This window comes from Ensifer meliloti (assembly GCF_030064585.1).
In the GTDB taxonomy this organism is placed as follows: Bacteria; Pseudomonadota; Alphaproteobacteria; order Rhizobiales; family Rhizobiaceae; genus Sinorhizobium; species Sinorhizobium meliloti.
This window is the reverse complement of the sequence record NZ_CP120365.1, coordinates 949,833-962,395: the sequence shown is the minus strand read 5'-3', so window position 1 is coordinate 962,395 and position 12,563 is coordinate 949,833. Positions and strand designations below refer to the sequence as shown.

The 12,563-nt window shown below is 59.7% G+C and carries 19 protein-coding genes; 15 read left to right on the top strand and 4 right to left on the bottom strand.

All coding sequences use genetic code 11. The annotated features are described in order from the left end of the window. Nucleotides 1-3: 3 nt before the first annotated feature. The 3 genes from PZL22_RS11765 to PZL22_RS11755 all read left to right on the top strand — a co-directional run bounded on the left by PZL22_RS11765 (nt 4) and on the right by PZL22_RS11755 (nt 1,329). Entirely contained in the window at nt 4-246 is a 243-nt protein-coding gene (locus PZL22_RS11765; RefSeq protein ID WP_015007774.1) for a hypothetical protein, read from the top strand. After that, a complete protein-coding gene (locus tag PZL22_RS11760; protein WP_284718671.1) occupies nt 243-1,073 on the top strand; it encodes a DUF2312 domain-containing protein in 831 nt (276 codons plus the stop codon). Before PZL22_RS11765 ends, PZL22_RS11760 begins: the two co-directional genes overlap by 4 nt. 133 nt (nt 1,074-1,206) lie before the next feature. Then, nucleotides 1,207-1,329 (top strand): hypothetical protein, encoded by a 123-nt coding sequence (locus PZL22_RS11755; protein WP_017274604.1) that lies wholly within the window; start codon nt 1,207-1,209, stop codon nt 1,327-1,329. 25 nt (nt 1,330-1,354) lie between these two features. On the opposite strand, the gene PZL22_RS11750 is transcribed toward PZL22_RS11755, so the two are convergent. Further along, nucleotides 1,355-1,606, bottom strand: a complete 252-nt coding sequence (locus PZL22_RS11750; protein WP_127615525.1) for a hypothetical protein — start codon at nt 1,604-1,606, stop codon at nt 1,355-1,357. Nucleotides 1,607-1,652: 46 nt separating this feature from the next. Between PZL22_RS11750 and PZL22_RS11745 the strand changes: the two genes are divergently transcribed. Genes PZL22_RS11745 through PZL22_RS11730 form a run of 4 tightly spaced genes read left to right on the top strand, consistent with a single transcriptional unit; the run spans nt 1,653 to nt 4,759 of the window. After that, the gene (locus PZL22_RS11745; protein WP_020479914.1) at nt 1,653-2,027 is read left to right on the top strand and encodes a hypothetical protein; all 375 of its coding nucleotides are present in this window, start codon (nt 1,653-1,655) and stop codon (nt 2,025-2,027) included. A 26-nt stretch (nt 2,028-2,053) separates the two neighbouring features. Further along, a complete protein-coding gene (locus PZL22_RS11740; protein WP_284718670.1) occupies nt 2,054-4,177 on the top strand; it encodes a DNA cytosine methyltransferase in 2,124 nt (707 codons plus the stop codon). Between the two features lie 32 nt (nt 4,178-4,209). Next, nucleotides 4,210-4,569, top strand: a complete 360-nt coding sequence (locus PZL22_RS11735) for a hypothetical protein (protein WP_127619608.1) — start codon at nt 4,210-4,212, stop codon at nt 4,567-4,569. A gap of 4 nt (nt 4,570-4,573) precedes the next feature. After that, nucleotides 4,574-4,759, top strand: coding sequence for a hypothetical protein (locus PZL22_RS11730; RefSeq protein ID WP_017267228.1), 186 nt, complete (start codon nt 4,574-4,576; stop codon nt 4,757-4,759). A gap of 5 nt (nt 4,760-4,764) precedes the next feature. Here PZL22_RS11730 and PZL22_RS31605 read toward each other — a convergent pair whose 3' ends face one another. Continuing rightward, complete coding sequence (locus PZL22_RS31605; RefSeq protein WP_088199519.1) at nt 4,765-4,944, bottom strand: hypothetical protein; 180 nt, start codon at nt 4,942-4,944, stop codon at nt 4,765-4,767. 68 nt (nt 4,945-5,012) lie between these two features. Between PZL22_RS31605 and PZL22_RS11720 the strand changes: the two genes are divergently transcribed. The 5 genes from PZL22_RS11720 to nusG are packed head-to-tail and all read left to right on the top strand — an operon-like array spanning nt 5,013 to nt 7,847. Beyond that, entirely contained in the window at nt 5,013-5,228 is a 216-nt protein-coding gene (locus tag PZL22_RS11720) for a hypothetical protein (protein WP_088199518.1), read from the top strand. Nucleotide 5,229: 1 nt separating this feature from the next. Next, nucleotides 5,230-6,084 (top strand): hypothetical protein, encoded by an 855-nt coding sequence (locus PZL22_RS11715; protein WP_284718669.1) that lies wholly within the window; start codon nt 5,230-5,232, stop codon nt 6,082-6,084. Continuing rightward, entirely contained in the window at nt 6,026-6,802 is a 777-nt protein-coding gene (locus tag PZL22_RS11710) for a hypothetical protein (RefSeq protein WP_284718668.1), read from the top strand. Before PZL22_RS11715 ends, PZL22_RS11710 begins: the two co-directional genes overlap by 59 nt. Then, complete coding sequence (locus PZL22_RS11705) at nt 6,799-7,233, top strand: GcrA family cell cycle regulator (protein ID WP_284718667.1); 435 nt, start codon at nt 6,799-6,801, stop codon at nt 7,231-7,233. The genes PZL22_RS11710 and PZL22_RS11705 overlap by 4 nt, the downstream gene beginning before the upstream one ends. Next, nucleotides 7,230-7,847: a transcription termination/antitermination protein NusG gene (gene nusG / locus PZL22_RS11700; protein WP_284718713.1), complete on the top strand. Its 618-nt coding sequence runs from the start codon at nt 7,230-7,232 to the stop codon at nt 7,845-7,847. Before PZL22_RS11705 ends, nusG begins: the two co-directional genes overlap by 4 nt. Nucleotides 7,848-8,246: 399 nt before the next feature. On the opposite strand, the gene PZL22_RS11695 is transcribed toward nusG, so the two are convergent. Further along, nucleotides 8,247-8,933 (bottom strand): hypothetical protein, encoded by a 687-nt coding sequence (locus PZL22_RS11695; protein ID WP_284718666.1) that lies wholly within the window; start codon nt 8,931-8,933, stop codon nt 8,247-8,249. A 683-nt stretch (nt 8,934-9,616) separates the two neighbouring features. Here PZL22_RS11695 and PZL22_RS11690 point away from each other — a divergent pair. Further along, complete coding sequence (locus tag PZL22_RS11690; RefSeq protein WP_127535555.1) at nt 9,617-10,324, top strand: GNAT family N-acetyltransferase; 708 nt, start codon at nt 9,617-9,619, stop codon at nt 10,322-10,324. 102 nt (nt 10,325-10,426) lie between these two features. On the opposite strand, the gene PZL22_RS11685 is transcribed toward PZL22_RS11690, so the two are convergent. Further along, nucleotides 10,427-10,702, bottom strand: coding sequence for a hypothetical protein (locus tag PZL22_RS11685; RefSeq protein WP_284718665.1), 276 nt, complete (start codon nt 10,700-10,702; stop codon nt 10,427-10,429). A gap of 22 nt (nt 10,703-10,724) precedes the next feature. Between PZL22_RS11685 and PZL22_RS11680 the strand changes: the two genes are divergently transcribed. Together PZL22_RS11680 and PZL22_RS11675 are read left to right on the top strand one after the other, a co-directional pair. Next, nucleotides 10,725-11,225, top strand: coding sequence for a terminase small subunit (locus PZL22_RS11680; protein WP_284718664.1), 501 nt, complete (start codon nt 10,725-10,727; stop codon nt 11,223-11,225). Between the two features lie 3 nt (nt 11,226-11,228). After that, nucleotides 11,229-12,560, top strand: coding sequence for a phage terminase large subunit (locus tag PZL22_RS11675; protein ID WP_017276967.1), 1,332 nt, complete (start codon nt 11,229-11,231; stop codon nt 12,558-12,560). Nucleotides 12,561-12,563 lie beyond the last annotated feature (3 nt).

The following is a 12,563-nucleotide window of genomic DNA, read 5'->3' as shown; positions in this document are numbered from 1 at the left end:
GACATGAGCGAAAAACATCTCGAGCCTGCAAAATCCATTATCGGCAAAATCGGCATCGAAAAGGTGGCCGAGGTCACCGGCAAGCACGTGTCCCGGGTGTACCGCTGGATGTACCCGAAAGAGAAGGGTGGTACCGGCGGGTTGATCCCCCAGACAGACGCACCCGCGCTGCTGGCGTATGCAAAGTCGAAGAGGATACCGCTCAAGGCCGAAGAGTTCTTCCCAGCTCGGGAGAACGCACAATGACGTCCGACGCCCAGATCAGAGCCTTCATCGACCGCATCCTTCGCTTGAAGGAAGAGCAGGACACGATCGGCGAGGACATCCGCGACATCTACGCGGAAGCCAAGTCCATGGGTTTCGACAAGACGGCCATGGGCAACGTCGTCGCTCATCTGCGCAAGGTTGCGAAGAAGGGCCACGACACCGTCGCGGAGCAGGGCGCCATCTTCGATTTGTACCTGTGCGCCTACGAGGGCAAATCCCCTCATGCGCCTGCGCCCGCCCGCGTACGAGAAATCATTGAACAATTTGATCCGACCACGGGCGAGATCATCGAGGCGGATGTCAGCGCCAAGCTCGTCGAGACGATTGCTGCCGGCGTGCAGACGGAAGTCGGCCGCGCGGCTCTGATCGCCGCCGTCGACATCATGATCGCCCGCGAAGATGCGGAAGACCACGAAGCTTTGGCCGGCACGGCTCCTGCCGTTGAAACCTCGCTGGCAGCGCGCGAGGCCGAAGAAAGCGCTGTTTCCAATTCCGAGATCGCCTCTGCCGCTCAGGGCGAGACCGAATCCCCCAGCGCTGAGGCGGAAGCCGCCGGCGCCAACGCAGGAGGCGAAGATGTAGACGGCAGCGCGGAGCGCGCACGGAACGCCGCAACCAACGTCGCCAACGCCGCGGAGAGCGTGACAGCCGGAGAGACGGCAACCAATTCCATCGCCAAGCCGAAATACGTCCTGCGGCCTCACTGCCTCAATCCGGGGGAGGCCTGCGGAGGCTATAGCGACAAGCATTGTCATACCTGCACCGTTGCCATGCGCAAGCGCGAGCAGACGGAGGAAGTCGCATGAGCGAGTACCTCCGACCATCCAAATCAGAAGACGCGGCAGCTCAAAGAAGCATTGAGGGCAGGGTGGATTTCCATCGCGCCCAGGTGAGCCGCTCCGCTCCGTCCAATCCAAGTTCAGATCAGAAGAGGGCTGCATGACCTGGTCCATCCTCATTGCATCCGCTGGCGCCGTTCTCTGGATGGCAGCCCTGACATTGATCGTTCCTGGCTTCGTTGAACGTGAGTTCCGGAGGAACGGCTACCGCGCAAAGGATTGAGCGCTTTCACCTCCTCCCGAGGCGCTCAACGCTGGTCCCGGTCATCCTCCTCCCGGCCGGGACCAGCAACTCTCAATCGGATCCGCTTGTTCGCCAGTCTCATGACCACGGCTTGAACAGCGTCTCCTAACGAAATTGCCGGTGACGACGAGGGCGCGTCACCGGCGGCAGGACCGGACGTTGCGGCGGTGGTCCTGCGAAACGGAAAGACTCGGGAGGGACCGGCAGCCGCGCCAACGGCGCCGTCCTCTCCATCGGAAGTAATGCCTGTGCGCATCCGCGTCTCCTTGAACGAGATGAAGGTCGCACAGGAGTTGTCGGAAATGTCCGAGAAGTCGTCGGAGAAATCAGAAATGTCCACGATCGCATTTTGTCAGCACGCACTGCGGAGGGAGATAGCACCTCCGTCTGTCGGCAGCGTCCAGACACGCATCGCAACGGCAGCCCGTTCTCTAGGCTGGTCTTACACGCGCACCAGAGACGCTTGGTACGCCGATCCCCGAATTTCCATCAGGCCTGAAGAGCTGTTCCGCGTCGAAGCGGTGAGCGGGCTTATCTACCAGGCACGGCAGGAGGTGCGGAAGAATGACGATGCAATCGCAAGGGCCACAGCCCTCCTTGGTGGCGAGGATGCGCATCTCGTTCGCTCGATCGTTGCTGCGGTTCGCTCGGCGCTTGGCATTCGCAATCGCGCCTGAGCTGAGGGAAGAAGAGGGGGATCGCAATGTTCAGGACTGACCTTTTCAGCGAGACTAGCACCGGCGCTTTGATGGCCTCCGCCTATGTCGGCGCGCCCCTTATCGTCGATAGCTTCGCCGGCGGCGGTGGAGCCTCGACCGGCATTGAGATGGCGCTCGGCCGCTCGCCGGACATCGCCATCAACCACAACCCTGATGCGCTGGCGCTCCACGCGGCCAATCATCCAGAGACGCACCACCTCTCCGAGAACGTCTATCGCGTCGATCCTCTCGACCACCTCAAGGGCAAGCACATCGGCCTCGCCTGGTTCTCCCCGGACTGCAAGCATTTCTCCAAGGCCAAAGGCGGCAAGCCCGTGGAGCGCAACATCCGCGATCTTTGCTGGATCATTCCTGGCTGGATCGAGCGCATCCAGAAGAGTGGCGGCCGCGTCGATGTCGTCATCATGGAGAACGTCGAGGAGTTCAAAGATTACGGTCCGCTGGTCGCGACCGATCGCGGGCTGATGCCTGACCCTGAGCGACGCGGCGAGAACTTCGAGAAATGGTGCAAGAAGCTTCGGCGGCTCGGCGGCAAGATCGAGTTTCGCGAGCTGCGTGCCTGCGACTATGGCGCTCCTACGATCCGCAAGCGGCTGTTCGTGATCATTCGGTTCGACGGCAAGCCGATTGCCTGGCCTGAGCCCACTCACGGTAAACCTGAGGACCCGGATGTGATGTCCGGCAGGAAGCTGCCGTGGCGCACCGCAGCTGAATGCATTGACTGGTCTCTGCCTTGCCCCTCGACCTTCGACACTTCGGCAGAGATCTGGGCGAAGCACCAGCTACGCGCGGTGCGACCGCTCGCGGATGCAACGATGGCCCGCGTGGCCCGCGGCATGAAGCGCTATGTGCTTGATGCGGAGCGTCCGTTCTTGGTCAGTGTCGCGCACGGCGATAGCGGGGGTCGCAGGGAGTATCCCATTGACGAACCGCACGGCGTCGTCACCGCAGGAGGTATCAGCCATGCCGTCGTTGCCCCCTCGGTGATCCGCTTCAACACCGGCGCGACCGGACAGGATATGCGCGATCCGCTGTCAACGGTGACGGCGAACAGCTTTATCAAGCGGCCGGGTGGCGCAGCGCCTTTGGGCATCATTGCGCCGGTTCTGACCGCTGCTCAGCAAGGCGGCTCCGTCCGCTCGGTGGCGGATCCGCACCACACCATTACTGCCAGCAGCAAGGATCAGAATTCCGTCATCGTGCCGACGCTGGTGGGTTGTGGCGGCCGGGCAGGGCAAAGCCGTCCGCGTGCTGGCGACGAGCCTGTCGGAACGATCACGGCCAAGGCGGATGGCTGCGTTGCGGTCGCCTTCCTTGCGCAAAACAACTATCTTGAGCCTGGCCATGATGCGTGCGAACCACTGTCGACAATCGTCGGCAGGGGCAGCACGCAGAGCCCAATAGTTGCTTTCATGGTCCAACACAATGGGGATCCGCGCCCCGATGGTAGCGAGACCGCTCGTCCGGGCCGTGCGGCGGATGAACCGTTGGCGACCATCACCCAATCGGGAAGCCAACAGAGCCTCGTATCTGCATTTGTCGCTCGCCAGTTTGGCACCTCGACGGGTCATGCCGTTGACGATCCTGCAGCGACGGTTATGGCGGACGGTGGTGGCAAGTCGCAGCTCGTCATGCCCTACCTGCAGGCATACTACGGCACGGGCGACGGCCAGCACGAGACCGAGCCGATGCGGACGGTAACGACCAAAGATCGGCACGGCCACGTCGAGGCGACTATCAGCGTCCCGCCCTTCACAGAGGCGCAGGCCGACCGCGCGCGCCAAGTCGCTGACTTCATGCGCGCGCACGGCTTCTGGGACGATCGCGAGTTCGTCACAGTCGAGATCTCGGGCGAGACCTTCGTAATCGTCGACATCGGAATGCGGATGCTAACCCCGCGCGAACTCTTCAATGCGCAGGGGTTCCCGTCCGACTACGTCATTGATGGTGCTTGGAACTATCAAGCAGACGGCGCCGGCCCAGTCTGGCGCGAGTTCTCGAAGTCGGTCCAGGTCTCCTGTGTCGGCAACTCTGTCTCGCCCCCGGTCGCCTGTGCGCTGGTCTCGGCGAACTGCAGCCACCTCGCTGTTCAGAGGGAAGCCGCATGACCACCACACCTACATCAATCGGAGGCAAGGCGATGGCAGAGCATCTTCTTTTCAGTGAACATCTGACCGCAAAAGACGTGCACCGGCCGATTGCTGAAACCTACTTAGGCCAAGCGCACATCGCCGGCACGGGTCCGGAAGGCAAAACTTGTCGCGAGTGCATCTTTTGGCACGTATGGAAATCGAGGAAAGTGTCAGGGGGTACCGAGAATATCCCCGCAGACCCGGGCTACTTCGGCAAGCGTCATGCAAAAACGCCCTGCGAGCTGAAAAAAGCCCGCTGCAACCGTCCTATCCTGAACAAAGCCAACCGTCTCATCCCGCACACCGCAAAGGCATGCCGGTTGTTCGAAGCGGCGGAACACGTCCTTCCGGCCAAGAAGAGCGGGTAAACGGATGCCGGCGATGATCCCAGAAAAGATCGCTTTTCTCGACAGCGAAATAACCGGTTTGCGCTCCCGAATCGGTGATGGCGGCAACTCCGTCCAGCGTGCCAAGCTCAAGATGTTGCGTGACATCCGCGAAGACTATCAGAAGTCGATCGATGTTGCCGCGCGCCGAGAGCAGGGAGGTGCGGCATGACGGGTTCAACCGCTCATCTTCGACGGAACCTCCTTGCCGGGCACCGGACTGATGTCGGGTGCGTCCGGGCCGACGTCGGGCTCTGGCTCTTCGATCGGTGGCTCCGGCAGATCTGGCGGCACATCCGTCGGCATGTCTGGCGGGAATTCAGGGTCATCGGGCTTGGGGATCGGCGTGGTAGGCATTCAGACCTCCTCTTTGATCGCGCAACCGATGCTGGGCTGTGTTTGTTCCACGAGCCGGGAGGTGTGGCGTGACCTTCCTGGAAGCCTACGCCAAGTTTGGGCCCGACACGATGGCGATCGCCGAGGCCTTGGACATCAAGGAACACGAGGCCGACACCCTCATCAATATGAAGATGAACCGCGATCGGCTGGGCCCGACGGTATGCCAGATGGCGGCTCTGAACGCTCCCCGTAAGCCCGTTCGTTTCGCCGGCTACGACGAGACAGAAAAGTCGTGGTGGTAGAATGAGCCGGTGGATTCGCGTCCAGACCTCAATCTTCGATCACGAGGTGTTCGCCGCTGAACCGTTCAGCGAGCGTGAAGCCTGGCTGTGGCTCATCTCCAAAGCGGCATGGAAAGACACCGTGCATCGCATTGGCGCGTCTGTCATGCCTGTCCCTGCAGGAAGCCTGTTCGTGACCATTCGCGAGATGCAGGCGGCATGGAAATGGACCTCGACGCGCCGCGTTCACAAGTTCCTTGAGCTGCTTTCCAGCCAGAACATGATTGAAACATCTTCTGAAACAGGGAAGACGCTCGTAAATGTCTGTAATTACAGCAAATATCAAAACGCTGAAACACATTCTGAAACAACGGAAGGTGCTGAAGCGAAACAAAAACGAAACACAAAAGACACCAGTACACCAGACACCAACATATCCTCACTCCGTTCGGATGTTTGCCCGGAGCCGGAAAAATCCGCTCCGGCCTCGCCGACGGTGATCGAGCTTCCGACCGTCAACGGCGACATGATCCCGCTCACAGAGGCAGACGTGGCCGAGTGGTCCGAGGCCTTCCCCGCCGTGAACGTTCGCCAGCAGCTCGCGGCGATGCGCTCGTGGCTCAACGCCAATCCCAAGAACCGCAAGACCAGCAAGGGCATGAAACGCTTCGTCGTTTCCTGGCTCACTCGTGACCAGGACCGGGGAGGAGGGCGCCAGCATCCGCAGGCCCAATCGCCGCCGCGGCCTCAAAGCCCATCCATGCAGCGCCATCACGACATCCACGCAAGGCTGAAACGAGAACTCTACGGTGAACCAGATGAACAATTTGCCGGCCAAACTGTCGACCTTGCAGCAGGAGATTTCCGCTCTCACTGAGCAGCTTGCCCCGGCCGGCGCCGACGAAATCGGCCAGTGCATCGAAGGCCTCATGAGCGGCGGGATGCGGATCTCCGAAACGATCACTGCTGCAAACCCAGTCGAAGAATACCGCCTGTCCCTTCGCAACGTGCCGGTCTACGGACTGCGCCGGGCCTACGTGAAGCTGAAGCGCGGCGAATACGAAAACATCAACAAGGCTTTCATTCCGCTGCCGGCGGAGCTTGCAGCCATGGCCAACGCTGAATGCCGTCTCCTCCGCGAGGACCGGATACGCAAGCAGGAAACGCTCAGGGCGATCGAGGACTCGGTCAGCCGAACGGTGCCCAGCTCACATGGGCTTATGGATCTACGCGTCACCCAGCGTGAGCGCGCCATCGCACTAGCGGAGAAGGGCTTCGTCAGGGTTGCCGAAGGTGTCGACCATTTGGAATTCGCCCAGCTCGCCAAATCGCGGGAATTGCCTGCCGGCTCCGTCCACCTGTGGGCAATCGACGAGGTCTGGTCGCCGATCGCCGTCCGCGTCAACCGCAGCAGGATCCAGACAAAGCTGAACGTCCAGCCGCCGGCGGTATCTCCGGAGCGCGCCGACGAGCTCGCCCGAATGCTGGCTCTCCCCGATGCCAGCCAGGTCTCCGCCGAGCAGATGGCCTGGCGCGGCAAGGTGAAATCCGAAATCGAAGCGGCGGAGCCGGTCGAAGAGGAGCGCGCGGCATGACCATCCAGCATCGCACCGTAGACATCGAGGCTGCTGCGAAGCTCTGGAAGGATGATCTCTCCGCCTCCCAGATCGCAAGGCGCTTTGGCGTCAGCCGAAACGTCATTGTCGGACTGGCCTTCCGAAACCGCGGTCTGTTCCCGTGGCGCGGTGATGCTGGGAAGAAGACACGCGCACCGGGCCCAGCGAAGACGGCGCGGCCTCGCAAGTTGGCGCCGGAACTGAAGCGGGAACCGGAGATCCCGGCGACTGCCTATGACGCCGAGCGGCTTCAATCCGCAAAGCTCCTCCACCACCTCACGGCCGGCGAATGCTGCTGGCCGCTTGGAAACGGCGGCCCGTACCTTTTCTGTGCGGCGGAAACAACGGGCCGCTACTGCCGAAACCACCATTCTCGGTCATTGCCGAAAAAGTACGAGGGAAAAGCATGAGCCGATCACGTTGGTACGCAATCAGGACGGCCCCGGGCTATCAGCGCATGGCGGCGGTCGACGAGCGCCTCCCAGAAAGCCGGCGCATGGAGTCGATCATCGAGCGGAACTGCCGCAAGGACGGCTTCGACATCTTCATGCCGTCGTTCTACACCGAGCTGAGGCATCACCGGACCAAACAGATCCTCCAGAAGCGGTTTCCGTTCCTTGTCGGGTATGCGTTCGTGAACCTGCCCAGGCTGAACTTCGAGGAGCTCAGGAGCGTCGAGGGTGTCGTGTGCTTCCTTCGGGGCGCGAACTACGGACCGCTCGAATTCCCGGATTCGACCATCGAGGCCCTTTACTTCGCAGAGCACGAGCGACGGCAAGCCTTCCTCTACGAACAGCACTGCCGGAAGGAGAACGAGCGCCACGAGCAAATCCAGCACCTGCGCGGCCAGCTCCGCAAGATCCTGCCAAAGGGCCGAAAAGCTCGCGTCTCCATGGTCGATCAGGCGGAGAGAGCTATAGATTCTCTAAGCCCGCAGATCAAAGAGCGCGTCCAGAAAATTATCAGTGAATTGAACACACTCACGGCTGATGCAGAGGTTGAAAATCTGCGCAAAGCCGTATAGGTTTCCTCAAGTGATTTGTGTGGCTGTTCAGTTGCGGACCTCAATCGAGGGAACACTCGCCGGGCCACCGCCGAAATAGGCGGTAGGAGAAATGCGCCCAAAATTCAGATTTCACGCATCCCACCTTGTTTAGAACACAGTGGCCCTCTATATGCTGGTCATCGGCATTGCTTATGAGCGCTGACAAGCTCGCCGCTCGCAATTGCCACATCGTTTTCGACTTTTGACCACGGATGTACTGGCACTGGTTTGGTAAGCGATGATGAGGAAGGTCGGTGCGATTTCGCCCCGGCCTTTTTTGTTTTTCCAGTAGATAAGTGCCTGTCCGCGTCTATGCGGTAGGTGGTCGCTTTTAGGTCTCGCAGAAGGGCAAAGGACTATAGGGGCACAGGCGAGAGTTCAGGGATTGAGGTCCCCGGGGATAAGCTTATCTCGCACGGCCGACATGTTTGCGCGGACTGCGCCAAGGTTGGACGATACGGCTGCGTTCAGTTGTGAGATCTGTCCAGCTAGCTGACTCGGCACCCCATGGGCGCCCCCACTGCATATGGGACCAACAGCCAGATCGCTCGACTTACGAAAGTTTTCCAGGGCATCATCAAGCTGCGAGACAGCCTCTTTCATCCTTAGATCAATCTGATGCATCCTGCCGTCTTGCTCACGGATTTGCTGTCGGAAGTTTCTTACGAATTCAATAGCATCGCTAACATCGATGATTGCGGTCACTTCAGACTTAACTGGATATTTAAGCGGCGGCGTCAGCGAGTCACTGTTGATCGTGATTTGTGGCGGCGGAAAAGCTGCGACCGCTCCTTGAGCTAAGGGTTCCACGCGAAAGTGAACCATGTGAACACTCGTTGGTGTTATGGCGCTGAGAACGGCGGAGACCACGAAGCAAAACGCTCCTACGTACATATACAGCTTGAGTAAACGCTCCCGCCCTGGGCTCATGTCCCGAACTGCGAGCGCCACAATGACAAGCACCAACATCAGTCCCGCCAAACCCAGCGGACCGAACTTGAGAAGATCGACCGCGCCCTGGAATAACGGGCCGGGGCCTATCGTCTGGGCGTCTGCCTGACTCATTATTGCCCCCCGCTTCGTGCTCAACAGCAATTTTAGCTTGCATCAGAAATAGCTAAAAGTCGAGTAGAACAACGCCATGAGGACCGCAACCGTAGGGACACGCCACCTCCGCAGGCAGGGCATCTGGTAAGCCGCGTGGCTCATAACCACGAAAGACCGGGTTCGATTCCCAGCCATGAGTACGAGGAAGGCAACGCCGGCTCTTCCTCACATTAGATAACGTTAACACTGGTTGGAAAAAGCCTCAGCCAAGATGGCCAGCGCGAGTGGGATATTGTAAAAGGCGATTAGAGGTTAGCACTCAGCCAGCCGCCTCCCCATGTAACTAGTCCCGTTACCGCTCGAAGAAGCGCACCGAACGGGCTACTCCCACAGAAACAGGTCACCATGTGCTACCGCGAGGTCTCCATGTGCTACCGCGTCGTCGAATACGATTCAGGCCCTACGGGTATGTCTGGCAGGGATGCGCTCATAAGCGAGTGGGAGGGCAAAGGTTATTCGCTCGCCAGATAGTGCGCGGAAGCGCACACCGGTGGGTGCTGCTCTTCTCTCCAAAAGTCGGCGTAGAGGAGCCCGGCATCTCGCCATCTTCATAAGCTGGAGGATCACAGTTTCCAAGCTTGTCGCCGCAACCAAGTCATCCCTCACCATCGGTGGCGGCTTTTTCTTTTCAGGAGCGTCAAGTGAAGATCCCCCGTTCCCAACAGTACGACCAGCCCACCCCTGAGGGCCCGTACTGCATCCGCTTCTATAAGCACTACGCGGATTCACCAGCGTGGGAGTTGGTGCCGCAGGCATTGACTTACCTCGAAGAGAGTGGGTTCGCGATCGGGCGCGGGCCGCAAACTCCGCCGCTTTTCACGGATTCCTGCATGGCAGCCATCGGTAAAGACGGCAAGGCAATCGGCTTCCTCACCTGCGACTGCGACGGGGAGAGCTGGGATATCACGCTCTCCTACGTGCTGCGCGAGCATCGACGGAAAGGTGTCCACACGGATCTTTTCTATGCCCTTCGCGACAAAGCCAAAGAGCAAGGAAAGGTCGTTTCAATCAACTGCATGACGCACGCCAACAACCTGCCCGCCCAAGCAGCATTCGAAGCGCAAGGTAGGACAAAAGAATACATCGTGTATTCCTATCGCCTGAAGGACGAGATCGTCGGCATAGAGCCCACTGAGAGCTCAGTAGCGCAATCGCGGGGCCATAGCTTTGAGGAGATGAGGATGCCCGAATACCTCGTTGAGCCCTTCTTCGATACCGGCCCAGACGGCCTCAAGAGCATGCAGGCCTTCATTAACGAGAAGGCAGCAGAAGGATATGAGGTCCACCAGGTAATCGAGCGCAGCACGTATCAGTGGGTGCTGATTTTTAAAGCGCGAGCCTGGTCCTGACAGCCGACGCATGTCTGAATAGGGAGCCGGACCCAAGGCCCGGTTCCCCGATGTCTTAACTTGTACCCTCAGGCGAGGGTAGAAATTGTGACACCATCAAAGTCATGGCTCATAGTCGGCAAGGAAGGGTGCCTGACGCCCACCGATGGGGTCCCACCCCGTCAGCAACTCCATCGTCCACGAAAGAGCCTCCAACTGCTCCTTAACATCTCCGTCGGTGTTGTCTTTCAGTACGCGATAGGCGGCTTCCATGCGCTTTAGGAATCGCTGCTGAAACGTCGGGTCGGTTTCATTCAGCGTCTGCACCAAGCAAGCAGACACCATAGCCATCCCGAGTTTAGCCCGGTGCAGATCTGATCGTTTGTCTTTGTCTTCCATGTTTGATCCCCAAGGTTAACCGATGCCCGTCCTAAAGAACGCACGGCACGAGAAGTTCGCGCAGGAACTCGCCAAAGGTAAGACGGCCGACGAGGCATATCAGCTTGCGGGGTTTAAGCCTAACCGGGGAAATGCAGCACGTTTGAATGCAAATGAAAGCATTCAAGAGCGCGTAGCCGAAATCCAAGGCAAGGGCGCCCTCAAGGCGGAAGCAACCGTCGAGCGTGTTCTGAAAGAGCTTTCTCGTATCGGCTTCTCCGACCTTCGTCGCCTATTTGATGCGAACGGCAGCCTGCTTCGTCCGGAGGAGTGGGATGACGATACAGCCGCCGCAGTCGCGTCGGTCGAAGTGGTGACCCGCAACATCGGCGACGGCGGGGTCGAGCACGTCCACAAGATCAAGGTCTGGGACAAGAACAGCGCCTTGGAGAAGCTCGCCAAGCACCTCGGTATGTTCATCGAGCGTGTCGAGCACTCTGGGAGCATGAGCCTCAATGTCTTGCCAGAGGATGCCGAACTGTGACGCATGCAGGTAGCTCGATTAACGGAGAAACAGCGAGAGGCTAATCGCCTTCTCGCCGGCCCGGCGCGCAATATCATGCTCCGTGGCGGGTCTCGGTCCGGAAAGACGTTCGTTCTTTGCCGGGCGCTGATTCAGCGAGCGATTAACGCTCCCGGTTCGCGGCACGTCATATTCAGGTTCCGGTTCAACCACGCGAAGACGTCGGTCTGGTCCGATACCCTGCCAAAGGTTCTGTCTCTCTGCTTCCCGTCGGTTCGGGTGCGATTTGATAAGACCGACTTCTATGTCGAGCTGCCGAACGGATCGCAGATCTGGATAGCCGGCCTCGATGATAAAGAGCGGGTCGAGAAGATCCTCGGGCAGGAATACGCCACTCTCTATTTCAACGAGAGCAGCCAAATCCCTTGGGCCTCTGTCGAAACCGCAATGTCTCGCTTGGCGCAGAAGTGCGAGCTCGCTCCAGCGATCGCCGCGGCGACAGGCAGAAGGTACCTAGCGCTCAAGGCCTACTTCGACTGCAACCCGCCATCTAAGCTCCATTGGAGCTTCCAGATGTTCCGGGCGAAGATGAAGCCGGGCACGAAGGAGAAGCTGGCTAAGCCGGAAGACTATGCCGAGATGCAGGTGAATCCTGCCGACAACTCGGAGAACCTGCCGCCTGAGTATTTCGAGGTGCTTGCCTCGATGTCCGCAGCGAAGAGGTTGCGGTTCGAGGCTGGAGAATGGGCCAGCGAAGTCAGCGGCGCTCTATGGGCTCTTGAGGATCGCAAGGCGCCAGACGGGAAGCTGATGCCGGGCATCGACAGCCTGCGTGTTGCCAGCGCTCCTGAAATGCGGCGCATCGTGGTTTCCGTCGACCCCTCCGGTACGAGAGGCGATGGCGCGGGCGACGATATCGGTATCGTCGTTGCCGGCCTCGGCATCGACGGGCATGGCTACATTCTTGAGGATGGCACTTGCCAGTTGTCGCCAGAAGGGTGGGGCAGGCGAGCGGTCGACCTCTACCATCGTCATCAGGCGCACCGGATCATCGGGGAACGGAACTTCGGTGGCGACATGGTGCGCTTTACCGTCTCGACGGCTGATAAGACCGCGCCGTTCAAGGAAGTCGTCGCCAGCCGAGGCAAAGCGGTTCGAGCAGAGCCTATCAGCGCGCTGTATGAGCAGGGCAAAGTTCATCACGTCGGAGACTTCCCCGACCTTGAAGACCAGATGTGCAATTTCACGCCGTCTGGATACCTCGGAGAGGGTTCACCTGACCGGGCCGACGCCCTGGTCTGGGCTCTCACCGAGTTGATGCTTGGAGGTTCGTCCTTCACGCTGACGAACGTTTAGGAG